Annotated in this window: 20 protein-coding genes; 2 read left to right on the top strand and 18 right to left on the bottom strand. The window is 33.2% G+C overall.

Annotation, left to right across the window (positions count from 1 at the left end; all coding sequences use genetic code 11):
• From ABIZ51_06730 to ABIZ51_06680, 11 genes are all read right to left on the bottom strand, one after another.
• Positions 1 to 1,181 (bottom strand): glycosyltransferase (locus tag ABIZ51_06730; GenBank protein ID MEO7088471.1); only part of this gene is annotated, 1,181 nt, incomplete at its 3' end.
• A 124-nt stretch (positions 1,182 to 1,305) separates the two neighbouring features.
• Positions 1,306 to 1,944 (bottom strand): methyltransferase domain-containing protein, encoded by a 639-nt coding sequence (locus tag ABIZ51_06725; protein ID MEO7088470.1) that lies wholly within the window; start codon positions 1,942 to 1,944, stop codon positions 1,306 to 1,308.
• A gap of 179 nt (positions 1,945 to 2,123) precedes the next feature.
• Positions 2,124 to 3,143: a glycosyltransferase family A protein gene (locus tag ABIZ51_06720; GenBank protein ID MEO7088469.1), complete on the bottom strand. Its 1,020-nt coding sequence runs from the start codon at positions 3,141 to 3,143 to the stop codon at positions 2,124 to 2,126.
• Positions 3,140 to 4,174, bottom strand: a complete 1,035-nt coding sequence (locus ABIZ51_06715; GenBank protein ID MEO7088468.1) for a glycosyltransferase family 2 protein — start codon at positions 4,172 to 4,174, stop codon at positions 3,140 to 3,142. The genes ABIZ51_06720 and ABIZ51_06715 overlap by 4 nt, the downstream gene beginning before the upstream one ends.
• A gap of 12 nt (positions 4,175 to 4,186) precedes the next feature.
• Positions 4,187 to 5,062, bottom strand: coding sequence for a glycosyltransferase family 2 protein (locus ABIZ51_06710; protein MEO7088467.1), 876 nt, complete (start codon positions 5,060 to 5,062; stop codon positions 4,187 to 4,189).
• 6 nt (positions 5,063 to 5,068) lie between these two features.
• Positions 5,069 to 6,328, bottom strand: a complete 1,260-nt coding sequence (locus ABIZ51_06705) for a glycosyltransferase (GenBank protein MEO7088466.1) — start codon at positions 6,326 to 6,328, stop codon at positions 5,069 to 5,071.
• Complete coding sequence (locus ABIZ51_06700; protein MEO7088465.1) at positions 6,325 to 7,275, bottom strand: sulfotransferase; 951 nt, start codon at positions 7,273 to 7,275, stop codon at positions 6,325 to 6,327. The genes ABIZ51_06705 and ABIZ51_06700 overlap by 4 nt, the downstream gene beginning before the upstream one ends.
• A complete protein-coding gene (locus tag ABIZ51_06695) occupies positions 7,251 to 8,537 on the bottom strand; it encodes a polysaccharide ABC transporter ATP-binding protein (GenBank protein ID MEO7088464.1) in 1,287 nt (428 codons plus the stop codon). Before ABIZ51_06695 ends, ABIZ51_06700 begins: the two co-directional genes overlap by 25 nt.
• Positions 8,538 to 8,866: 329 nt before the next feature.
• Positions 8,867 to 9,784 carry an SDR family oxidoreductase gene (locus ABIZ51_06690; protein ID MEO7088463.1) on the bottom strand — a complete coding sequence of 306 codons (918 nt, stop codon included), beginning with the start codon at positions 9,782 to 9,784 and terminating at the stop codon, positions 8,867 to 8,869.
• A 9-nt stretch (positions 9,785 to 9,793) separates the two neighbouring features.
• Positions 9,794 to 10,276, bottom strand: a complete 483-nt coding sequence (locus tag ABIZ51_06685; protein MEO7088462.1) for a DUF6438 domain-containing protein — start codon at positions 10,274 to 10,276, stop codon at positions 9,794 to 9,796.
• A 9-nt stretch (positions 10,277 to 10,285) separates the two neighbouring features.
• Complete coding sequence (locus tag ABIZ51_06680) at positions 10,286 to 10,864, bottom strand: C40 family peptidase (GenBank protein MEO7088461.1); 579 nt, start codon at positions 10,862 to 10,864, stop codon at positions 10,286 to 10,288.
• Between the two features lie 126 nt (positions 10,865 to 10,990).
• On the opposite strand from ABIZ51_06680, the gene ABIZ51_06675 reads away from it, so the two are divergent.
• Positions 10,991 to 11,479, top strand: coding sequence for a YajQ family cyclic di-GMP-binding protein (locus tag ABIZ51_06675; protein MEO7088460.1), 489 nt, complete (start codon positions 10,991 to 10,993; stop codon positions 11,477 to 11,479).
• 30 nt (positions 11,480 to 11,509) lie between these two features.
• Positions 11,510 to 12,325, top strand: a complete 816-nt coding sequence (locus ABIZ51_06670) for a DUF3108 domain-containing protein (protein ID MEO7088459.1) — start codon at positions 11,510 to 11,512, stop codon at positions 12,323 to 12,325.
• A gap of 17 nt (positions 12,326 to 12,342) precedes the next feature.
• Here ABIZ51_06670 and ABIZ51_06665 read toward each other — a convergent pair whose 3' ends face one another.
• From ABIZ51_06665 to ABIZ51_06635, 7 genes are all read right to left on the bottom strand, one after another.
• Positions 12,343 to 12,981, bottom strand: coding sequence for a DUF4294 domain-containing protein (locus ABIZ51_06665; GenBank protein ID MEO7088458.1), 639 nt, complete (start codon positions 12,979 to 12,981; stop codon positions 12,343 to 12,345).
• A gap of 93 nt (positions 12,982 to 13,074) precedes the next feature.
• Positions 13,075 to 14,562 (bottom strand): acetyl-CoA carboxylase biotin carboxylase subunit, encoded by a 1,488-nt coding sequence (gene accC, locus ABIZ51_06660; protein ID MEO7088457.1) that lies wholly within the window; start codon positions 14,560 to 14,562, stop codon positions 13,075 to 13,077.
• A 268-nt stretch (positions 14,563 to 14,830) separates the two neighbouring features.
• On the bottom strand, positions 14,831 to 15,244 hold the full coding sequence (locus ABIZ51_06655) for a hypothetical protein (GenBank protein ID MEO7088456.1): 414 nt from the start codon (positions 15,242 to 15,244) through the stop codon (positions 14,831 to 14,833).
• A 35-nt stretch (positions 15,245 to 15,279) separates the two neighbouring features.
• Positions 15,280 to 17,523, bottom strand: a complete 2,244-nt coding sequence (locus tag ABIZ51_06650) for a SpoIIE family protein phosphatase (GenBank protein ID MEO7088455.1) — start codon at positions 17,521 to 17,523, stop codon at positions 15,280 to 15,282.
• A gap of 3 nt (positions 17,524 to 17,526) precedes the next feature.
• Entirely contained in the window at positions 17,527 to 19,746 is a 2,220-nt protein-coding gene (locus tag ABIZ51_06645; GenBank protein ID MEO7088454.1) for a tetratricopeptide repeat protein, read from the bottom strand.
• A gap of 21 nt (positions 19,747 to 19,767) precedes the next feature.
• The gene (locus tag ABIZ51_06640) at positions 19,768 to 22,005 is read right to left on the bottom strand and encodes a tetratricopeptide repeat protein (GenBank protein ID MEO7088453.1); all 2,238 of its coding nucleotides are present in this window, start codon (positions 22,003 to 22,005) and stop codon (positions 19,768 to 19,770) included.
• Positions 22,006 to 22,026: 21 nt separating this feature from the next.
• A partial coding sequence (locus ABIZ51_06635; GenBank protein MEO7088452.1) for a tetratricopeptide repeat protein occupies positions 22,027 to 23,890 on the bottom strand: 1,864 nt, incomplete at its 5' end.

The raw sequence follows: 23,890 nt of genomic DNA, 5'->3' as shown, positions 1-23,890 counted from the left end.
ATCAATAATTGCTGAACAAATTTAGGATAATTATTTTGTGCATTGTAATATTGGTTCCAAAAGGCTTTAACACCCCAACGAAATTCTTCTGTATTTCTGAAACTCGAAGAAAAATCGTCTATTTGTTTTGCCGCTTCTTTAACGTCAAAATAAAGTGGAAGTAATATGCCTGTTTTATCGTTCACAATTTCGCTCGTTCCGCCCGCATCCGTTGCCATTATGGGAATTCCAAAACTTATGGCTTCTTGAATAGAAACAGGGAGACCTTCCGAAATACTGGTATTTATAAACAATGAAACAGGATTGCTTTTATAAAATTCCATTAATCTTTCAATTGACACGTATCCACGAAACTCCGCCACAATATTTATTGGCAAAGCTTTTACTTTTTCCATCATTTCTTGCTTCAAATAACCTTCACCGAAATGAATCCATTTTACGTCCTTTTTAACAAGCGATAAAATTTCAACCATTAAATGCACTCTTTTAACAGGAATTATATTTGAGCAAGTAACAATTGTAAGCGTACATTCTTTCGAGAAAGGATTTGATCCATAATCCGAAACACCTAAGTGATTGCAAAATATTTTCTCTTTAAATTGAGGATAAATTCCCTTCAAATAATTCGCTCCTTTTTCAGAAACACAATATATTTTTTTTACCTGCTTTAGCTGAAAATAGCGAAACGGAATGTAATTGTATTTACCATTATCTTCATACAAATCAAATCCGTGAGCGCGCGAAATGAAACTTGGAATAATCCCATTTCGTTTTAAAATTCCAAGTAAAGTAGCATAATTCGAAAACCAATAGGAATAAAAAACGGACGAATCTTCTTTCTGTAAAATCGTTTTCAATGCTTTCTTTTTGTAGAGTAAAGAAATCAGCATGAAAAATATTTTTTTTCTATTTTCCCAAATACCTTTTTTTTGACGCGAAAAAAATATTTCCTGAAATATCAGTTCAAACAAAAGCGGCATATTTGAAAAAATAATCCAATTTCTTCGAGTACGACTTTCTGTAATATTTAGATGAAGTATTTCCACATTATTCGGTAATAAGCTAACTTCACTGGACTCAGGAATCTGTTCCGGAATTATATAAACTTTATGAAAAGCTGCCGCTAAAAAAGCAACTTCATTGTGCACAAATGTTCCTCCTTTTCCATAAGGGTATTCCATTGTAAACAAGTACAAGTTTTTTTTCATATTCTTGCTATAATCTTTGTATTAAGCTTTTGGAAAGAATTTTTTTCAAACGAACTGTCATCTTCTCTATATTTATTAGCATTTGTAAGTAGTGTTTTCACTTTTTACACTCAATTGCAAGAGCACTTGAAAATCTTCCAGCGTCTTCAACGTATTTAAACATTTCGTCTTCGGAATCATTATAATTGGCTCTTCTAATATTTGTAAAACCCACATCCGACAATTCTTTCGCTAAGGATTTATAATCCCACATCCATAGGTGATGGGAGTTTCCAAAAAAAGAATTGATAAACCCTTTAAATCCTCTTGGTCTAATTTTTAATCCTAACATAGTGTCGTTTCCAACAAAGCCTAAACTTGCCGAATTATTACCTTTTTCCAATTCTCTTAAATATTTTCGTGCTGCAAGTTCTAAATCGGGAACCACACAACGAAAAATCATTCCCTTTTTTAAAATTCTATACGAATTTACTAAGGCTATTCTAAAATCATCAAGTGCCAAATGCTCTAATGTATGAGAGCAATATAAACCATCACAAGAGTTGTCAAGAATTGGCAACCCTTTTATTATGTCGCCGTAGCGTACATTTTTTGGAAACTTAGTATTTAATTGACTTTTAAGTAAGCTTCCAATAATTGGTGTTTTCTGAACCCTCAAGGTAGGTGAAACATCAAAATTTGTCCACTCATTTGGAGCTGAGAGCCCACAACCATATTGTACATATTTTTTTTCCATTTTATTATATTATTTCTTTACAATGAATATATACGACACAAGTCCAATAAGATGTAAAGCTAAATAATATTCATAAAATTTAACTTATTATTATTGCTATATGAATCGAGTAACGTTGCCCATACATGACTGTTGTCGCGCCGCGTTTATCAATCAAAACAAGTTCATCGCGTTTCATATCACACTTTTTTTTGTTTCCTACCAACAAGTTTATTAAAAATCCATTTGGAATAATAAATGAAATGTGTTCGATGAATTTTTTTAGAAATCTTCCAATAATTGAATACTTGTTTATAACCTAAATCCGGCAAATAATAAAATAATAGATACCATCGTTTCTGAATTATTTTTTTCAGTGCAGTAGCTGAATAGTGCGAAATAACAGTATTGTTCTGGCTCAAATTATTCATCCATAAATAATAATCTTGCAGATTTCGTGCTTCCGAATATATTTTTTCACAATCTATATTTCCGTGCAAAATCAATTCATCGTCGCTTGCAAAAATAGCGTAATCCGCTAAAATTTTTCGATGCATTTCAGCATTTAAATGTTTTGATAAATGACGAAATTTATAGGTTGCATTTTGATGTTGTCTTCTGTAATAGATTAAAATTTCAGAGACATTCGCAAAACGAACATTATTTTTTATTTTGTATAAAAATTCCCAATCTTCGCCTAAAATCGGACCATCCTCTTCGTAAAAATAATTTTGCTGAAAAATAGCTGCACGGTAAATAAAAGTAGGCTGAAAAATTCCAACTCCCCATAATAAAGAAGCTTTTATTTCATCGTGTTCCAAATAATTTTTCCACATCCCATTTTCATACCCAAATAAGCTCATTTGTCCGCCACTAATACCAATTTCAGGATGCATCTCCATAAAACTCCATTGTTTTTGCAATCTATCGGGAACAGAAATATCATCGCTATCCATACGCACAATGTATTTCCCTTTCGCATTGCGAATGCAAATATTTGAAGCTTTTCGAACACCTAAATTCGTATCATTTTTTAGAATCTGAATTCTTGAATCTGAAAATGAACGTATAATTTCCAAAGAATTATCGGTACTTCCATCATCTATAATTATAAATTCAAAATCTTTAAAACTTTGACACAGTATGGAATTAATAGACTCTACCAAATAATTGGCAGTATTATAAACAGGCATATAAACTGTAATAGATGGCTCTTTCACAAATTGCTATTTTTGAAAATAAAATTTATTTTTCGGTTTATTCTAAATAAAAGCCAACTTGTGAATCGAATTTGTTTTTTCATTTTTTTGAACTGTCTCTTTTCTTGTTCATCTAAATTCAAATCTTCAAATGCAATAATTTTCATCATTTTCTGCGCATGTTCAAAATCTTTTTTTTCAAAAATTAAATAACCGCGCTTCAACAAAAAATAGCGTATCATTCGATCAAATAATTCATCTGTCAGTCCTTCCGCGTCAAATTTATAATTTTTAAGGATATTGTATTTTATTTCCAACAATTTAGCATATTCATTTTTGTTTTTTTGTAAAGCTATGGAATGCAAAATACTCGCGTGTTCATTGTAAAATTGATCTGAATGCAAAACGGTTTTTGATTTTTTATGGTATCTAAAATTGACAAAAACGGTGTTTGTTTTTACACTATTTCCTGTTCCGAAATTTAATAAATACGTCAGCCACCATTCTTTGTCCATCACAAAATGCAAGCGTTCCGACAATTCGCCCATTTTTTTCACAGCACTCATTCTAAAAAATGTACTTGGTTGCTCAATATGTAAAACAGCAAGTGTTTTAGCAAAATCATTCGGATCAAAAAAAGTTCCTTCCGCAATTAAATTTTCACTATTAATCTTGAATAAATTACTTTTTCCACAAAGTAGAAATGTGTTTTTATTTGCAAATCCTTCCGCTACTTTTCGCAATGTATTGGATAAATAACAATCGTCGCTGTTGAGCCAATTGAAGATTTCTCCTGTGCATTTTTGCAAGCCTTTATTGATGGCGTGGCTTTGTCCGCGATCTTTTTCACTAACCCAATACGCTAATTTTTTTTCATATTTTTTGATGATTTCAACAGAATTATCGGTACTTCCGCCATCAATAATAATGTATTCGAGATTCGGATAATTTTGTTCCAGAACGGATAAAATTGTTTCTTCCAAAAATTCTCCTTGATTAAAAGAAGGCGTTACAATACTTATTTTCGGAAAAATATTTTTATCGAAATTCATCGCCTCAGAAAATTATTTTTTTAAATCCATTTTAAAAGATTGCGAAATTCGATCGAAGGAAATCGTTGATGGATATTGGAAGTTATTCAAATAATGAGTGTACATTTTTGTTTTTAAAAATGGAATTTTCGAATAAATATCACGATAAAAAAATAATTTTTCGAGCTGCATTTTTTCCTCTGAATTTGTTTTTTTAATTCGTTCATTTAAAATCGTGTTCGCTTCTTTTTCGTATTCAGCAGCTCTTTCTAAGCTTAATTGGTTTTTACTTTTTAACCGAAAACATCCCAAAACAGTATTCACAGAATATAATTCTGCGTGATCAAAAAAACGCAACCATAAATCTAAATCGCCAGCTAATTGTAAGAAAGAATTCATTTTTGCACCCGATTTATTCCACAACTCTTTTCTCCAAAAACAGGATTCTTGCTGAATCCATTGATATTCTTTTAAAAAATAATTGTATTTCGACCATTTTCTAAAATTGCCAACCGAAATAATTCTTCCGCTTTCATCAATACTCGTAGGCATCCCTTGAATCCATTTTACATCTGAGAAAGAAGAAAAAATTTCGGCAACTGTAAAAAAACTTTTTTGGTGATACACGTCGTCTGAATTAATCCAAGCCATAATTTCGCCCGAACATTTCGCGAAACCTTTGTTCAGCGCATCGTACAAACCGCCGTCCTTTTCACTCTTCCAAAAATTAATTTTTGAGGCGTATTTTTTTATGATTTCAACAGAATTATCCGTACTTCCGCCATCCATAACAATGTATTCTAGATTGGGATAATTTTGTTCCAGCACGGACAAAATAGTTTCTTCCAAAAATTCTCCTTGATTAAAAGAAGGAGTTACAATACTTATTTTCGGAAAATTCGTAGTCATCTAAAATTAATTTATAATTTTTTTATAAAGCTCAATATAGGCATTTGCTTGAATCTCCGAGCTGTATTTTTTGATTGCGTTTGCTCTGATTTCTTCGCTGTTCCATTTATTTATTTCATCAAAAAAATCACACAAACTTTCCTCAAGTGCCTCTACACTTATATTTTTCGCAAGCAGTCCGTTTACTTTGTGTTCAATTATATCTACCATTCCTCCAATAGGAAATGCGATAATCGGCGTTCCACACATCAAAGATTCCAAAGCTGTATTCGGCAAATTATCTTCTGTGGAAGGAATGACCAACACATCAGCAGCAACGTATATAGCAGCCATCAACTGTTCGTCATTTACCTTACCTAAACTTATCCTGTTTTTTAGTGTTGCCTTTTCAGAAGAATTTCCTCCAACAATTACAAGTAAAAAATCGGTTTCAAAAAATAATTTTTCAACTGCTTTTTCCAAATATAAAAATCCTTTTCGTTTATTTTTTATCGAATCGGCAACAAATAGAATAATTTTTTTATCGATCGGAAAATTTAATTTTTCGCGTGCTTTTATTTTATCCTTAATTTTAAAAATTTGACAGTCTATTCCGTATGGAATACAATAATGAGGCATATTTCCAAACAATTTACTCGATAGAGAAAAATTCATCAACCAAGTAGAAGGTGAAACAATTTGAATGTTTTTTACTCCTTTCAACGCCTTTGATTTCAAATTAAATGAAATTTCTGAATACGTTTTTTTATCCAAACCTCCTAACTGATGACAAACGTTACAATCACTCTTAAATAAGGTACAATTATCCGAATAATGACAGCCTCCCGTAAAAGAATTCATATCGTGTAAGGTCCAAACAATTGGCTTTTTATTTTTTTTGAAAAACGAAAAATCTATAAAATCGGCCACCCAATGCAAATGAATAATATCTGCTTCTTGATAATAAGGATGCGTTGTTAAATCGTAGTCTGAATCAGGAAAAGAGAACCATTCGATTTCGCCATTCGAAACCTTTTTTTTAATTTGTTGTTTAATATTATTCGAAATTGTTAATCTAAAACATTTTCTAATTGCTCTTTGAAAAATATTTTTTTGAGGTAAATAATTATCTATAAATTCAATACTTTCTTCAATAACTTCTTCTGAATTTTTTTTCAAAAATATAATTTTTGAAGCTATATTTTTTTGTACCAAACTTTGATGCAAACGAATGCAAGCTTTGGCAGCACCACCTTTACTAAACGTATTTACATGAAGAATTTTCATGACTTTTGATTAAAAAACAATACTTTTCCTGCGTTTTCTATTCGCATAGAAACACTTTTTATTTTCCATTTTATAAAAAATAAAAAAGTCGTAATCCTTGGAGCTCCCCATTGGCGGTCTCTTTCATACTTTTCTTTTATCAATTCATCGCCCATAATTTTTTTAGCGAGATATTGTTCTTCTTTTGAAAGTTTGATTTTCCACAAATCTTTTTTTGTCATTCTATCTTGATACGAAATTTTTTCATCGGGAAAATGAACGAGTTTTTTTTCGTCTGTATTGGCATCTACAATATTTTTAATTTCCTCTGGAAAGGCTTTTACACCACAGAAATCTAAAATGCGCATCAATTCTTCAGATGTATTTTTCAATAAATTTTCGTAGCGAACTTCTAAATAGTTTTCAGGATATAATTCTTTTGCCTTATGTGCCGCATTTTTATATTTCAACCAATCTGTGCAAGCTCCGTAAAAGGAAGGATTTCCAAATCCTGCTTTGTACCAAACTCTATTCCATGAATACGCTGCATCCCTGCCATCTCTGATAATGTGAATAAATTTTGCTTCGGGAAAATAATAGTGAATCACATCAACATAAAACGAATAATTGGGCTGTTTATCCAGAATTATTTCATGTTGAGAGGTAATGGCAAACGTACTATAAATGTTTTCTAAAAAATTATTTATTTGTTCATCCAATTTTTCGCGGCTCCATAAATGCGGTAAACCTTGTTTTGAATTTCCTTCACGTGAGGCAATTTCTTCCTTTTCAAAATTTCTAATCCAAGGAATGATATAACTATTAAAAATGGTCAATTCCTCGTTACTTGCAGCCACTTTGGAATGCGCTGCTAACAAGTGATGCAACCATGTCGATCCGCTTCGAGGCGCTCCAATAATAAAAACAAATTGTTTGTCGCTAATCATACTCTTTTTAATGTTTCCCATTTTACTAATGAGCTAATTTCTTCTTGACTTTTTTTTAGCAATCCAAAATTATTTTCTGAAGTATTTATTTCAACAGACAAAAAGGATTCATTCTCTATCAATGTTTTATAGAAAGGAATTCCAAAATAAAGTAACAATTTGTATTTTCCTTTTTCAAAAATATTTTTTGGAATGATACAAGTGCTCTCATAATTTCCAAATGCATTTTTATTAAAGTAAGAAACAGATTTTATGGACTTTAAAAAGATATTCCCCTTGTTATCAACAAATTTTAGCGTAATTCTTAATTCCGGAATTTCTTCTAGTATCTCGTAATTAATTTTTACTTTGATAGATTCAGAAACATCAATTTTGGCTCTGATTTCATCGTTTTCATTTAAAATAAAAATCGATTTCAATTTCATTTCTTTGCTTCCTGGCGCATTGCTTTCGTTCCAAATAATTTGCCCGTTCTCATTTTCTTTTTTCCACTGAATCTGTTCGTATTGTTTAAAAACAGAATTGACGGAGCCTTCTAAAATTATTTTTCCTTGTTCTAAAAGCAGTGCATTTTTACATAAATTTCGTACGGCATTTTCGTTATGACTTACAAACAAAACGGTTCTGCCTTCGGTGCCGCTCACATCCTTCATTTTACCCAAACATTTCTTCTGAAACTCTGCATCTCCAACCGCCAATACTTCATCCAAAATTAAAATTTCGCTTTCTAAATGTGCGGCTACAGCAAAAGCCAAACGGACATACATTCCGCTGCTGTAACGCTTTACAGGTGTATCAATATATCTTTCAACGCCGCTAAAATCTACAATCTCATCAAATTTCTTTTTAATTTCAATTTTCGTCATCCCGAGAATAGCGCCGTTCAAAAAAATATTTTCCCGACCTGTTAATTCGGGATGAAACCCTGTCCCTACTTCCAATAAACTCGCTATTCTACCTTTTACTTTAAAATTGCCTGTGGTGGGCGTAGTGGTACGCGATAATATTTTTAAAAGCGTTGATTTACCAGCGCCATTTTTTCCGATAATTCCCAGTACTTCCCCTTTTTTCACTTCAAAATCAATATCTTTTAAAGCCCAAACATAATCGCTATTACCGCGTTTTTCACGATTATTTTCTTCTCCTACTTTCAAAAATGGATCTTCTTTTCCGCGTGCCAAATGCCACCAGCGTTTTAAATCGCTCGATAAAGTGCCCGTTCCAACATTCCCTAAACGATACTGTTTTCCGAGGTTTTCTACTGAAATAACTACATCCGACATACATCGTAAATGTAGTGTTTTTTATTATTAAACTGGCGGATTGAATACGATAGAATTGATAAAAAATTTCAAAGACAAATTTTCCGCTTCAAAAAATAATTTTTCAAAACCAATTTTAAGCATTTTCTTATTTCAAAAATCGAGTAACAATTGTGTTTGATGTAAAAATGAAAATTTACTTACATCGTAATTTTCGTATGAAATCGAAAGATTTATACGATTTTCAATAAATTTCTCAACTTGTTCGTTTGCGTTTTCAATCGTAATGTGAAAGTCTAATTTGTTTTCAATTAAATAAGGACGATGCGCAATTATCAGAACGCGAAAAATTATTTTTTCAACTGACTTTCTAAAATTGCCAATCCTTCTAAAAACGAATGTGGGCGATAATCCAATTCTCGAATTGCTTTATCTAAAATAAAACCCGTTCGTGGCGGTCGTTTCGCAGCTTGATTAAGTGTATTTGATTTAATCGGATGAACGAACGTTTTATCCAATTTATAAAAATCCGCAACAGCATACACCAATTCTAAAATGCTCATAATATCTTTTCCAGAAACATGATAAACGCCTGTTGCTCCTTTGTTAGCACAGTTTATACAAGCTTGCGCCAAATCTTCGGCAAGCGTAGGTGCACGAAATTGATCGTCCACCACATTTATTTTTTGACCTTTTGATAAGGCGTCTTTTGCCCACAAAACAATGTTGCTTCGGCTCATGTTATCTACAATTCCGTAAATAATAATGGTGCGTAAAATCGCCCATTTTATTTCACTTTTTTGAAGTAATTTTTCGGATTCATTTTTCGACCAAGCGTAATAACTCAAGGGATTTGGAATGTCTGTTTCCTTGTAAGGACCAGCTTCTCCGTCAAAAATAAAATCTGTGGAAAGGTGAATGAAATGGCTATCGCGCAATTTATTTTTTGATTGTTGAATGGTGTCAATCATGTTTTGGACAGCTGTTACATTCAGCAAAAAACATTCTTCCTTTTGTGTTTCACAAGCGTCCACATTCGTCATGGCAGCGGTATTTATAACTACGTCTGGAAGGTGTTTGAAAAATATTTTTTCAACTTCGCTTTTATTGCAAATGTTTAAGGATTCGTAAGTATATCCGCTTTTTTCAAGAATTCTATTTTCGTCTTTTGACGTAGCAATGAGCTGAATATTTTTATTTTTCAGCAGCATATAAACCAATTTTTGCCCGAGTAAACCGTTGGCTCCAGTAATAAGTATTTTTTGCATATTGAAAAATTATTTTTTTGCTTCTATTTTTGTCCAATCATCTGAATTTGCAATTTGCTGAATCATTTTTTCCAAGATGCGTAAAGATTGCGGTGCATTGTAATAATCGCGTATTTTTTTATCCTTTCCATTGTGTACAAAGCGAATGTACGTTGTCGGGATATCCGTCATCATGGCAGAATAATTATCTTTAAAATCCCAAAAAGGTGCGTTTTCAAAAATATTTGTCAAACTGTCCACTAATTGTTTTGTCAATTGTTTTTGAAATTTTCCAATTTTCGAAACGTTCTGAGTGCCATCAAAAAAAACTTTTCCGTTGGCGTGAATATCAATTGTATAAACCGGACAAGTGCCAAAACAGGGCGTCTTACTCATCCAAATCAAGGTGCTGTCATTCCCAAATTCGCCGACATTTCCTTTTAAATTTGTTTTTTTAGCAGAATGACATGTGCTGTATGTGAACACAATAGCAAGAATGACAAGAGTTTTCATCGTTTTCTTTTAGTTAAATCGCCCACAAGCGAAAAAATATTTTTTATAATAAGCCTCATTCAAATCATCAATCATAATTCCACGATGTACCGTAGCGTGTACAAATTTATTATTTTGCAGGTAAATACCAATATGCGAAATTTCGGAAGAACCTATTTTAAAAAAAATTAAATCGCCTTCGCGGAGATTCTCCATACTTATTTTTTTACACTGATTGTACATTCCAGCTGCCGAACCGCTGATATTTTTCTCATACACATTGTTGAATAGAATCGAAACAAAATCAGAACAATCAATTCCATTCATCGTTTTTCCGCCATATTTATAGGGAACTCCGTACCATTTATCAATAAAAGTATACAAGCTTATATTGGAAATATTTTTTTGAGAAACGCCTAATTGTGTCGCATATTTATTTTGGATTTTTTGATCGAAACTGGACGAATTTGTCTCTTTATTATTTTCTTTTGAATTTTTTTTCGTTACTTTTTTTTGGCTTCCGCAAGAAGTTAAAAAAAACAATGCTGCAAATGCACTGAAAATAAGCAGTTGAAAAATTATTTTTTCAAAGACTATATTCCTCCTCATTTTTCAAAGATAAAAAAAAGGAATGTTCCTAAAATATAAAACAGAGAATGTTTTCAAACACAAGTTGTTCATTAATTTCACCTCGTTTTATATCAAAAATTTGTACTTTTAAGAAAAAATAATCCTATGCCTTCATTTGATATTGTCAGTAAAGTAGACCATCAAACGCTTGATAATGCTATTAACGTAGCTAAAAAAGAAATTTTAACACGCTTCGATTTTCGCGAATCTAAAAGCTCCATCGAGTTGGATAAAAAAGCGCTTACCATTTTTATCGTTACTGAAAACGAAATGCGAATTGAAGCGATTATTGATGTGATTCGTTCGCGGATGATTAAACAAAAATTAGATCCTTCCTGCTTGGACGAAGGAAAAGAACAATATTCTTCTGGAAATATGGTGAAAAAAGAAGTCAAAATAAAAGAAGGAATTGACAAAGATGCAGCACGAAAAATCAATAAACTCATCAAAGATTCTAAGCTAAAAGTACAAAGCCAAATCATGGAAGATCAAGTACGCGTAAGCGCGAAAAAGATTGATGATTTGCAAGCTGTTATTCAATTGGTACGAGGTGGAGACATTGAAATTCCGGTACAGTTTATCAACATGAAATAAATTTTTTCTCGAAAATTATTTTTTGAACGGATGAAAAAAAGCATATTTTTCGGACTCTTATTTCTTCTCTTTTTTGTTTCGAAACTATTTTCGCAAAACACTTGTGATTTAAAAAATTTCGCGTTTAACGCCGGCGAAAAACTCGAATACAGCATTCATTACAATTGGCATTTTGTGTGGATGAATGCGGGAAAAGTAATTTTTAAAACAAGTATTAAAAATTATTACGGAACAGCTTGCTATTATTTACAAGCCGACGGTTCCACCTATCCAAAATACGATCATTTTTACGCAGTCCGCGATACCTTTTCGGCATTTATAGATACTGTAAAATTACAACCGTTCCGCTTTATTCGTAATTCAAATGAAGGCGGAAAAGCCGTTTTTAACGACATTGTTTTTAATAACCAAGACAACACTATTTATTCTACCGAAAGTGATAATCGAAAAGCATTTTATTCTAAAAAAATAAAAAATACCGATTGTGTTTTTGATCCCTTAACGGCTGTTTATCGCACACGAGATTTAGATTTTTCGCATTGTAAAATAAACGATACCATTTCTGTAGCGATGGTTTTAGACAGCACTGTTTATCATATTTATGTGCGTTATCTTGGAAAAGAAAAATATACTTCTAAAAATTTTGGAACGTACAATTGTATTAAAATAAATGTTTTGCTCATCAGCGGAACTATTTTTAAAGGTGGAGAATTTATGACGGTTTGGGTAACAGACGATAAAAATCGTTTGCCTTTACACGTGGAAGCGCCTATTGTGGTGGGTTCTATAAAAGTAGATTTGGAAAAAATTTCTGGACTCCGAAATCCGAGTACCTCGAAAAATTAATTTTTTGAAGGCATTATTTATAAGTTACCGCTTTCAATTAAACCAATAATTTGTTCAATCATTTTATCTTCCCCTTGTTGCGGATTATAAGCACTTTTTAAGTTGGAACCGAATAACCGCGCCAAAGATTGCCACATAAATGCGGAAAAATTACCTCTTAAATCTTCCACCAAAGCGTAAGATGTATGACCCGTTTGACGGTCGATGAGCTTAATTAAAATACGTCCTTGGTTAATCGTCAAATCTTTTAATTGATCTCCAAATTCGTCTTTCAATTCGATTTCTGCTTTTTTCATGAAAATTTTACGTTCCATTTCAGAAGGCATCGCAGCCAATTGAACATCAAAACTTTTTAATTTCACGGAAGCCAATACAGCATATGGATACACGATTTTCACGTCGCGTTCCAATCGCCAATACAAAGCTGCCTGCGCGGGATCAGTAAAAGCACGATTCGCATATACCGTAAAAGCATTTAATTCTACGTAAGCAATCGTATCTCCATTGTAAACAGTGGCTTGTACTGGAAATCCAACAAAAGTTGTCTTGGTGCTTTTAAGCGAAAATTTAGTGTGAGAAGAATCTTTTTGGGCAAAAGAACATTGCGAAAAGAGAAGAAATAAAACGAAGAGTGAGAATGTAAATGGACGTTTCATGGCGTTTATTTTTACCTGTTTCCCTTTTAAATTCAATATCTTAAACGAAGCCTGCAAAAAAAAGTTTTTTAAAACGTATTTATTTTTCAAGAATTATGCGATTCTATTTTTTTTCCATTTCGAAATCTTTTTTTCAGAAACCGAAGTTGTTTCTTGAGTTTCATTCTTTTTCGATTCCATCCATTTAGCAGCAAAAATAGCGGCAATCTCCGCTTCTGCTTCATCAAAACGATTTAACATTTCCGGTTTAAAATGATTTTTCACAAAATGTGTATCAAAATTTCCGGACACAAATGCTTCGTGTTGCATCACAAATTTACAGAAGTCGAGTGTTGTTTGAACGCCACTTATTTTATAATCTTCAATAGCCCGAATCATTCGTTGAATGGCTTCTGTACGATCTTTTCCAAACGTAATTAATTTCGCAATCATCGGATCGTAATAAATCGGAATGTCCATTCCTTCCTCAAAACCATCGTCCACCCTCACTCCTATTCCTTGTGGCGCTTTATAAAAAATTAATTTTCCGATGTCGGGTAAAAAATTATTACACGGATCTTCGGCATAAACACGCACTTCCACCGCATGTCCATTTATCTTTAAATCTTTTTGAGTGAAACTTAATTTTTCGCCACGCGCAATTTTTATTTGTTCTTTCACCAAATCAATTCCCGTAATGCTTTCCGTTACCGGATGTTCCACTTGTAAGCGCGTGTTCATTTCTAGGAAATAAAAGTTTTTATTTTCATCCAACAAAAACTCCACCGTTCCAGCGCCTGTATAATTACACGATTTTGCCACGTTCACGGCACATTCTCCCATTTTTTCACGAATTTCAGGAGTCAAAACCGAAGATGGTGCTTCTTCAATTACCTTTTGATGACGGCGTTGTACGGAACACTCGCGCTCAAATAAATGTAAAATATTTCCGTGATTATCTCCCAAAACTTGAATCTCAATGTGTCTCGGACCTGCAACGTATCGTTCAATAAAAACAGAACCATCACCAAAAGCTGATTTAGCTTCGCTCACGGCTAACTTCATTTGTTCTTCAAAATCTTCGGCTCTTTCTACAATGCGCATTCCTTTACCGCCACCGCCAGCACTCGCTTTTATCAAAACTGGGAATCCTGTTTCTTTGGCTATTTTTTTTCCTTCTTCCAGCGTTTCAATCGCTCCAACAGAACCTGGAACCATCGGAATATTATATTTTTTGGCGGCAGCTTTCGCTGAAAGTTTGTCGCTCATTATTTTCATAGCTTCAGGCGATGGACCGATAAAAATAATTTTTGCCTCACTTACTTTTTTAGCAAAAGCAGCATTTTCAGACAAAAACCCGTAACCCGGATGAATACCATCCACATTTAATTTTTTACAAACTTCGATGATTTTATCGCCGTTCAAATACGATTGAGAAGAAGCTGGCGGACCAATACAAACGGCTTCATCCGCATATCTCACAAAAGGCGCGTTGCGGTCTGCTTCCGAAAAAACAGCTACCGTTTTAATGCCCATTTCCTTGCACGAACGCATCACTCTTAACGCAATTTCACCACGATTCGCTACTAATATTTTTTTCATATTTCAGCTAAATTAAAGTGTCTAAAATTACTATATTTTTATAGGAAACTATTTTTCTTCCGTTCTTTTTTCTTGAAAAAAAAGAACCAAAAACTCAAGGCTTGGATTCCTCATTTCATTTTAGCTTCCTGAAAGCTATTCGTTGGGCGATTTCCGAACATCCGTTCGGAACTTCCCAATCTCATCACGCTTTCATTTTACTAAAATTTTATTCGCAATCCTATGCCGTTTTTAATTCTCAATTAAATTGTGGGCGCAAATTATTTTACTATTCACCGTATTTTTTCTTTCTTGCTTCGTCTTCTTCTCTTCTTTTTTGCTCCATTTCTTGTTGTTTCTTTTTTTGCTCTGCTGCAAACTTATCGCCTTTGTCCGTCCATTTAAAATAATATAAATATAAAACGGCAGCGTAAATTGAAGACCCTGCAAAAGCCATGTACATTCCAAAAATAAAAATTCTGAAATAAAAAAATAAAAACAGAATACCATTAAATGTAGTGGTGAAACTTATACTTAAAGCAAAAAATGCTTTGAGATCGTTGTTCCCAAAATTATCTCCATGTCTTTTCATAAAGGGCGGGAATGTAAGAATACCAAAGAGTAAAGAACCAGAAGCTTCTAAAAGTGTCCATCTTGGGTCGCTGTTTGCCCATTCCAATAAAACGCTTAAATAAGTGTGCATTTTTTTGTCTTTGAAAAATATTTTTTTTTGACGACTTAAATTTTGATTCCAATTACTAAAACATCGTCCACTTGATCGTTTGTGCCTTTCCAATTTTTAAACGATTCAAGTAATTTTTTTTGCTGCTCTTCTTTTTTCAAGAAAGTAATTTCAGAAAGTAAATGTTTGAAATTTTTCACCATCATTTTCTTTCCTTCTTTTCCACCAAATTGATCCGCATAACCATCCGTTGAAAGATAAATAGTATCGCCCAAATTCAAATCAATACTATGATTTATAAACATTTTTTGCGAAATATCCATTCCTCCAATAGCTTGTTTATTCGCTTTTGTTTCGGTCAATTCGCCTTGCTGATTGTAAATCCACAAAGGACGCATCGCTCCAGCGTATTCTAATTTTTTATCCTGCGTATTTATTTTACATAAAGCGATGTCCATGCCATCGCGTGAATCGCCGTAATTTTGTTTTAAACTCACCCGAACCGCATTGTGCAGTTCATCCAGAATAAAAGAAGGTTTTGTAATCTTTTTTTCCTTCACGATTTCATCCAACAACGTGTGCCCAATCATGCTCATAAATGCACCCGGAACGCCGTGTCCAGTACAATCTGCGACAGCAATCAAAACACTACTATCCGGTAAATCACAGAACCAATAAAAATCGCCACTCACAATATCTCTCGGCTGAAATAAGACAAATGATTGCGGCAAATATTTTTGAATAAAAGAAACTTCCGGCAACATCGCTTCTTGTATTCTTTTTGCATATTGAATGCTGTCCGTAATATTTTTATTTTTTTCTTCGATTTCCTTTTTCTGTATAATTAATTCTGCCGTACGCTCTGTTACTTGCTTTTCCAATTGGTCTTTTTGCCCTTCCAGAATTTTTTTCTTTTCTTGTTCTTGTTGTAATGTTTGCGCAGAAAGTTGTTCTACTTCTATTAATTTATATTTCAAATTTTTATTGATGAGCGAAAAATTTCGAGCCAAATAAATACTCATCGAAATAGGAATACAGACGAAGGAGTAAGCGAGTGCAAAAACCGGGAAAAGCGACATGTCTGTCCATTTAAAAGCAGATTGAAGTACGCTGATAACAATCATCAAAACGAGAGAAATGGGAATGAATAAAACGCCCATTGCCATTATCCATGCACCTTCTCTTTTTTTAAGCAAGGCAGAAATACTGACACGAAGTGATTCAACAAATTCAACAACAAATAATAAAATACACAATACACTCAAAATAAAAGAAAGCGTTTTACTTGTTTCTGGTGTTATTATTTTTGCCAAAATAAAAGCGATGTTTACGAAAAAAAGTATCCAAAACATCTTTGGCATGCGTTTATAAAACACGGAATACAGAAACCCGATCATAAAAAATCCGATTCCAAAATCCATGTAATGCAGTAGGTATTCCCATAAAAGATAGGTTTTAGCTCCAATTAAAAGATTGTGTGCGTAATACAAATAAGCGCTGACAGAAAGTGTAAAAAGGAAGTAATACAAATTCGATTTTTGTTCTCTGTAAAAAACAAACAAAAGTAAATGAACAATGGTCATGGCACAATAAAAAGCAACAATTGCCATTATAATTGATGAGCCATAACTCAAATAATCTCGAATTGTGGAGCCGAAATCATCTTCTACTAAATTGGCTTCGAAACCAAGTGTTTGTTTCGAAGCGGACTTCGTTAAAAAATAATTTAGTTGAGCGTAATTGGAGTATCGAATGGCAATGGTATGGTAGGGATTAGAATTAAAAACAATGCTGTGCGGCAACATAGACGCAGTTTCTTCTTCTTCCGAATGCGTGCTAAATTTCCCAATACTGAAAATTAATTTTCCGTCTACGTAAACATCTGCTGCGCCATGTGTAGGAATAAAAAACAAGGTCATTGATTTATTTCTCAATGAAGAATCCACCAAAACGTGCAATCTAAACCAACAAGCGCCAGTAAAAATGTTTTGTTTTAATTTAGATAAATCAATTTCGGTGCTTACTGTTGTATCCCATTTCGAATCGTCAAAATTTGTTCGCGCCCAAGTAGTATCATCACCCGAAGCGTATTTCCAATCTTTATCAAGTATCCATAAAGAGTTTGTTTTGACTGAGGGTGTTTTAAATTTTATAATTCCATTTCCAAAGCTAATGTCTCCCTCTTTTTTATCACTTTTAATTAAAATGGAATAAAAATTTTGTGGCAGCGCACTCGAAAAAAAAGGCAGCAAAAAAACAATTAAAAACAAAAAATATTTTTCGAGAAACGAAATACGCATCTTTTATATTTTTATTCCTATCACCAACACATCGTCCACTTGTTCTAAATTTCCTCTCCAGGTCTCGATGGTTTGATTTAATACTTCTTTTTGTTCGCTCATTGGTTTCTGGCAATTGGCAAGAAGCAATTGTTGGAATTGTTTGTATTTGAATTTTTTTCCAGATGCTCCACCAAATTGATCGGCATAACCGTCAGAAAAAGTATAGACAATATCGCCTTTTTGAAGCTGTATTTCGTGAGCGGTAAATGGGATTTTGTCTTTATCGTGTTTCCCAATCGGAAATTTATCGGGTTTATGTTCTTCCAGTTGTACCTGCATTTTATCTGTACTGTTTCGGATAATCCACAATGGCGTATTGGAAGCAGCAAACTGCAATTTGTTTTCTTTAAAATTAAAGGAGCACAAAACCATATCCATGCCATCTTGTGATGTTTCTGTGGTATCTTCTGGATTTAAAGCATGAATAATGTTTTGCCGCAATTCGTTCATTATTTTATCCGGTTGTACAATTTTTTTTTCGATGACGATTTCATTCAAAAAATTAATACCGAGCATACTCATAAATGCCCCAGGAACACCATGTCCAGTACAATCTCCGGCAGCTATTAAAAAATTAGTTTCCGTATGAGAAGCCCAATAAAAATCGCCGCTTACAATATCTTTTGGTTTATATAAAACAAAATAATCGGATAGGTGTTTGTCTAAATAGTTTTTAGAGACCAAAAGTGCTTGTTGTATTCGATGGGCATATTGGATGCTATCAGTTATATCTTTATTTTTTTCTTCCACCAATGTTTTCTGCAATTCAATAATATTTTTTTGATTCCGTATCACGCGAAAGCGAGAATATAAAAGCACCGCAAATGCAAGAATGAGAAGTAATCCAACTTCCACAGCGCGAATAATTATTTTTTGGCGTTTTAAATCCGCCGTTTGTAATTCACCATCTTTATTTAGTAATTGAATTTGTTTGTCTTTTTTATCGCTTTCGTACAAGGCATTCATTTGCGTTATTTGCTTGCTATTCGATTGATTCAGCAAAGTATCTTTCAAATCGGCAAACAATTTAAAATTAACATAAGCTTGCTCGTAATTTTTTTGTTTTTCGTAAACTTCAGCAAGCCCGAAATAAATATTTTTCAGTGTAATCGGATCATTCACTTCTTTTGAGAAAACCATGCCTTTCAAATAAGTATCACGCGCCTCCGGCAATTTATTCATAGAATAAAGCACATTTGCCATTTCAGAATAAGCATCTCCAACACCAGCTTTATTTCCGATTTCCTGAGTTATATCTAAAGCTAATTTGAAATTTGTCAAAGATTCCGCGTACTTTTTTTCACCGCCATACAACACTCCAATGTGTTTATAGCACTCTGCTTCTGCTCTTTTATCACCCAATTTTTGAGCAATTGCTATTGCTGCTTGATAACTTTCCAAGCTTTCTGCATCCTTATTTTCGGCGTGATACGCAACACCGATATTAATGTAAACATATTCTACCATCGTCTCGTTGTGCAATTGCTTTTCCATTTCCAATGCACTTATATTACTCGAGAGTGCCTTTGGAAAATTGCCTTGTGCATAATAAACAGCAGCTAAAGTATAATACGCACTCGCAATGCCTGCTTGATTTTTAGTGCTTTCGGATAATTTGAGCTCTGTCAAAAAGTTTTTTTCTGCATTCAAAAAATTACCTTGCTCATAATACGTTTCGCCTAAATTACTATAGCATTTAATGGCAGCTGCCGTATCTTTCACATCTAATGAAGCAGCTAAACCTGATTTATAAGAAGCCAAACCGTCGTCATAATGTCCACTTTCCATATAAACGTTTCCGATACTTACATAAAAAAGAATCATTTTATGAACGTTTTCTGTTTTCTGGGCGATGGCAAATCCTTGTTTGTAATTTCTAAGTGCTTCATCGTATTTCCCAAATAATTCATAAACTCCTCCGATACCCGAGTAAGCTTGCATTTCTCCTCTCAAAAAATTATTTTTTTGAGCCAATAATAATGCTTGAGTAAAATAATTTTGCGCTTCTTTATTTTTATTCATGTCTCTATAACGCGAAGCAATATTGTTCAAAATAATAACTTTCGACGTGTCAATATGAGTTGTTTTTAATACATTTTGGAGGGAGTCTATTTGTTTTTGTTGCGCAAAAGAACAAAGGGATGACAAATAAAAAAGAGGGAGTAAAAAATATTTTTTCATATCATGTATTTTTTTGTGAATTTACACTTTAATTCCGATGAGTAAAATATCATCCACTTGTTCTAAATTTCCTTTCCAGCTTTCGATGGTTTGCGTCATTACTTTTTGTTGCTCTTCCATTGATTTGTGGCTGTTGGAAAGTAATAAATCTTTCAACGCTTTGTATTTAAATTTCTTTCCGGAAACACCGCCAAATTGGTCGGCGTAGCCATCCGTAAACGTATAAACAACATCGCCTTTTTGTAAATTTATTTCATGTGCCGTAAACGGAATTATATCTTTATCGTGTTTCCCAACAGGAAATTTATCCGGTTTTATTTCTTCTAAAAAACGTGACTCACTTTCGGCGTTACGGATAATCCAAACGGGATTATTGGAAGCTGCTAAATTTAATTTTCTATTCTTAAAATCGAACGCGCATAAAACCATGTCCATGCCGTCTTTAGCTTCTTCTTGTGTTTCTTCTGGATTCAGTGCATGAATAATATTTTGTCGCAAATCATTCATGATTTTATCTGGTTGAAGAACTTTTTTCTCAATGACAATTTCATTCAAAAAATTAATACCGAGCATACTCATAAATGCACCCGGAACACCGTGTCCTGTGCAATCAGCGGTAGCTATAAAAAAATTATTTTCGGTATTGATAGCCCAATAAAAATCACCGCTTACAATATCTTTGGGTTTATATAAAATAAAATAATCCGACAAATATTTTTTCAAATATCCTTCGGAAGTGAGCAATGCACGCTGAATTCTACGCGCATAATATATACTATCAGTGATGTCTTTGTTTTTTTCGTCTACCAATATTTTTTGGTGTTCGACTTCTGTTTTTTGAGCGGTAATTATTTCATTTGCTTTTTGTTTTTCGCGGTAGCTCCTAAAAATAAAAAATGCCAACACCATCATCAATAAAAACCCGATTACAAACGCATTTCGTTCGGCTTTTTGTTTTTCAATTTCAAATACCGTTAAAGTCTTTTCTTTATTGAGCAATTCAATCTCTTTGTCTTTTTTATCACTTTGATAAAAAGCATTCATTTGAGTTAATTCCTTCGTATTTGCTTGGTTTAGTAAAGTATCTTGCAAATCCGAACTCAATTTAAAATAAGCGTATGCTTGTTTGTAGTTTTTTAATTTTACATACACATCCGCCAAGGCGCTATAAGCAACTCCCTTTGCATTAGCATCTGGATACTTTTTTAAAATATCCAATGCTTTTGTAGCAGTTGAAATTGCCTCAGAATAATTTCCAGAAGCCGAATATAACAATGCCATTTCGCTGTAAGTATCTGCCTGGTCTGTATTTACTCCTATTGCTTGTTGTATATCCGACGCCAATTTTAAGTTGTAAAATGCTTCTGTGTATTTTTTTTCTCTTCCATAAACCAATCCTATATTTTTGTAACATACGCTCATTCCTTTTTTATAATCTAATTTTATGTTTAAATCCAACGCATCATGGTAGCTTTGAAGAGCTTCAGAATAGTTACCGAGTCCTACGTAATTCTCTCCAATATTTACTTCCATTTGACTTATTTCTTGTGGATTGTTTATTTGCTTCTCTATTTCCAATGCCTGAAGCGTATTTTTTAATGCAGCAGCATAATTTTTTTGGACATTGTAAATGGAAGCAATCGCATAATAATTATGAGCGATCATCTGTTTGTTTTGCAATTTTTCAGCTATTTTCAAAGAAGCTAAAAAGTTTTTTTCGGCTTCTTCATAATTCCCTTCCGCGTAATATGCTCCTCCGATATTAGAATATCCAGCGGCTTCATACATTTCTACATTCGCATCTATTGCAACTTTTAGTGCCGATTTATTTCTTTTCAATCCTTCATCGTAATTACCTTGCTCCATATAAATATTGGCAATATTGGAATAAAAAACAAATTCTTTTTTTAAATTTTTTGTTTGATTCGCAACCTTCAGCCCTTCTTCATAATTTTTTAATGCATCCGTGTATTTTCCTATTTCATCATACGCCAAACCAATAGCATCGTACGCTTGTATTTCTCCTTTCAAAAAATTATTTTTTTGAGCTAAATTAAGAGCTTGGTTTGCAAAATCAATGCACTCTGCATTTTTGCCAAGATTCAAATATCCTTTCGAGATTTTACACAGCAAATTAACTTTCTCGGTATCTGAAATAGTTGTTTTTAATACATTTTGAAGCGAATCATTTTGTTTTTGTTGCGCAAAAGAACAGAGGGATGAAAAATAAAAAAGAGAGAGTAAAAAATATTTTTTCATATCATTTATGTTTTTGTGAATTTACACTTTAATTCCGATGAGTAAAATATCATCCACTTGTTCTAAATTTCCTTTCCAGCTTTCGATGGTTTGCGTCAAAGTTTCTTTTTGTTTGTTCATTGGTTCGTTGTAACTGGCTATTAGCAATTGCTCCAATTGTTTGGAGCTAAATTTCTTTCCTTTTTTCCCTCCAAATTGATCGGTATAGCCGTCTGTAAAAAAATAAATCGCATCCTCTTTTTTAATTTTAATTTTTTTCGTTTGAAAATTTTTTTTTCCGCGAGCATCTCCACCAATTGAACATCTATGCGGTTCGTGTTTCGTCATTTTACCATCATTGATAATCCATAAAGGACAATTTGCTCCGGCGTATTCCAAAAAATTATTTTTCAAATCGAGTACGCAAAAAGCAATGTCCATCCCATCTTGAATTTCCAAATCAGCACTCTCTTGGGTAAAAGGGGTGTGTATTTTTTCGTCCAATGCTTGTAAAACAGCAGCCGGATCAATTGTTTTTTTTTCGTTTACAATTTGATTTAATAAATCGTTTGCAATCATACTCATAAACGCGCCCGGAACGCCGTGCCCAGTACAATCAATAACTGCAAAAACAATTCGATGATCCACTACTGAAAACCAATAAAAATCGCCGCTCACAACTGCTTTCGGTTTGTATAAAATAAAATAATCGTTTAAATAATGAGAGATGTGATTTTCGTTAGGAAGTATGGCGTGTTGTATCCGCTGAGCGTAAGTAATGCTGTCTGTGAGCTCTTTATTAATGGTTTGAATTTCTGTTTTTTGACGATTAATTTCTTCGTTGGCTTCTACTAAATCAATGTTTTTCAAACGATAAATTTCATTTTCATTTTTTGCTTCTTCCAAATCAAATTTTACCTGCAAACCTTTTGTTTTGATTTTTAATTCTTCTCCAAAAAATTTTCTTTCTAACTCCATATATATTTTATGGTGTTTCAACGCACTTTTAAAATCACTTTTGTGTTCGTAAGTATCTGTAAAAAACTGATGACACAACAACACCGTTGTTTTCATTTTTTGCTCTGTAGCAATCGCCAATGCTTCTTTTAATACTTTAAGCGCATCGTTGTACTGACCTAAAATATTGTATAAATTTCCTAAGCTTTTTAAGGAACTCGATTTAATGCCTTTGTCTTTTAGTTTATCGGCGAGTTCGTGTGTTTTCTGAAAATATTCCAATGATAAACCGTAATCTTCTGTCTTGGTGTACAGAATTGCTAAGCTGGAATACGCCTTCATCAAAATAGTTTCACTGGCACATTTACGAGCAGCATCTTTACTTTTGCGCAGATACAAGGCAGCATTCAAAATATCATCCGACCAATTGTAAACGTTTCCGATGGCATACAACATGTCTGCATGATTTTTTGCATCAGCTAATTTTCCATAAATTTTTAACGCATGTTGAAGCGATTCAATCGCTGATGAATAATCTCGAGCGCTTTGATACACATAGCCTATACGACTATAAATAAATGCTGTGCGTAAATCGTTGTCCGTTTTTTTATAATGCTTCAACGCCTCCAAATAATATTGAAGTGAGCTGTTTTCATCGCCTATTTTATGATACGCATCACCTAATTTTTGATAGCAAATAGCCGCATTTTCTAAATCTTCTAATTTGAGGTAAATATCCAACGACTGAAAAGCCGCCGCCGCTGATTGCTCGTAATAGTTATACGAAAAATAAATATCACTTTTAAGTATCAAACTATCCGCAATACCCTTTCTGTATTGGGTTTCATAAGACAAAGCAAGTGCTTCATCTGCAAAAGTTCCGGCATCCGAAGCATTCTCGCTCAACAAAGCCCGACCCGACTGGAGTAAGCTTTCAATTTTATCTATT

The sequence above is a fragment of the Bacteroidia bacterium genome (genome assembly GCA_039924845.1).
Lineage (GTDB): Bacteria > Bacteroidota > Bacteroidia > DATLTG01 > DATLTG01 > DATLTG01.
This window is presented reverse-complemented; position numbering and strand designations above follow the sequence as displayed.

Excerpts from the sequence above, each read along its gene's own strand:
- ABIZ51_06675 (MEO7088460.1), top strand. The coding sequence starts at position 10,991 with ATGCCTTCATTTGATATTGTCAGTAAAGTAGACCATCAAACGCTTGAT.
- ABIZ51_06655 (MEO7088456.1), bottom strand. The coding sequence starts at position 15,244 with ATGCACACTTATTTAAGCGTTTTATTGGAATGGGCAAACAGCGACCCA.
- ABIZ51_06640 (MEO7088453.1), bottom strand. The coding sequence starts at position 22,005 with ATGAAAAAATATTTTTTACTCTCTCTTTTTTATTTTTCATCCCTCTGT.
- ABIZ51_06715 (MEO7088468.1), bottom strand. The coding sequence starts at position 4,174 with ATGAATTTCGATAAAAATATTTTTCCGAAAATAAGTATTGTAACGCCT.
- ABIZ51_06650 (MEO7088455.1), bottom strand. The coding sequence starts at position 17,523 with ATGCGTATTTCGTTTCTCGAAAAATATTTTTTGTTTTTAATTGTTTTT.
- ABIZ51_06705 (MEO7088466.1), bottom strand. The coding sequence starts at position 6,328 with ATGAAAATTCTTCATGTAAATACGTTTAGTAAAGGTGGTGCTGCCAAA.
- ABIZ51_06645 (MEO7088454.1), bottom strand. The coding sequence starts at position 19,746 with ATGAAAAAATATTTTTTACTCCCTCTTTTTTATTTGTCATCCCTTTGT.
- ABIZ51_06725 (MEO7088470.1), bottom strand. The coding sequence starts at position 1,944 with ATGGAAAAAAAATATGTACAATATGGTTGTGGGCTCTCAGCTCCAAAT.
- ABIZ51_06685 (MEO7088462.1), bottom strand. The coding sequence starts at position 10,276 with ATGAAAACTCTTGTCATTCTTGCTATTGTGTTCACATACAGCACATGT.
- ABIZ51_06680 (MEO7088461.1), bottom strand. The coding sequence starts at position 10,864 with ATGAGGAGGAATATAGTCTTTGAAAAAATAATTTTTCAACTGCTTATT.
- ABIZ51_06710 (MEO7088467.1), bottom strand. The coding sequence starts at position 5,062 with ATGACTACGAATTTTCCGAAAATAAGTATTGTAACTCCTTCTTTTAAT.
- accC (MEO7088457.1), bottom strand. The coding sequence starts at position 14,562 with ATGAAAAAAATATTAGTAGCGAATCGTGGTGAAATTGCGTTAAGAGTG.
- ABIZ51_06700 (MEO7088465.1), bottom strand. The coding sequence starts at position 7,275 with ATGGGAAACATTAAAAAGAGTATGATTAGCGACAAACAATTTGTTTTT.
- ABIZ51_06690 (MEO7088463.1), bottom strand. The coding sequence starts at position 9,784 with ATGCAAAAAATACTTATTACTGGAGCCAACGGTTTACTCGGGCAAAAA.
- ABIZ51_06665 (MEO7088458.1), bottom strand. The coding sequence starts at position 12,981 with ATGAAACGTCCATTTACATTCTCACTCTTCGTTTTATTTCTTCTCTTT.
- ABIZ51_06695 (MEO7088464.1), bottom strand. The coding sequence starts at position 8,537 with ATGTCGGATGTAGTTATTTCAGTAGAAAACCTCGGAAAACAGTATCGT.
- ABIZ51_06670 (MEO7088459.1), top strand. The coding sequence starts at position 11,510 with ATGAAAAAAAGCATATTTTTCGGACTCTTATTTCTTCTCTTTTTTGTT.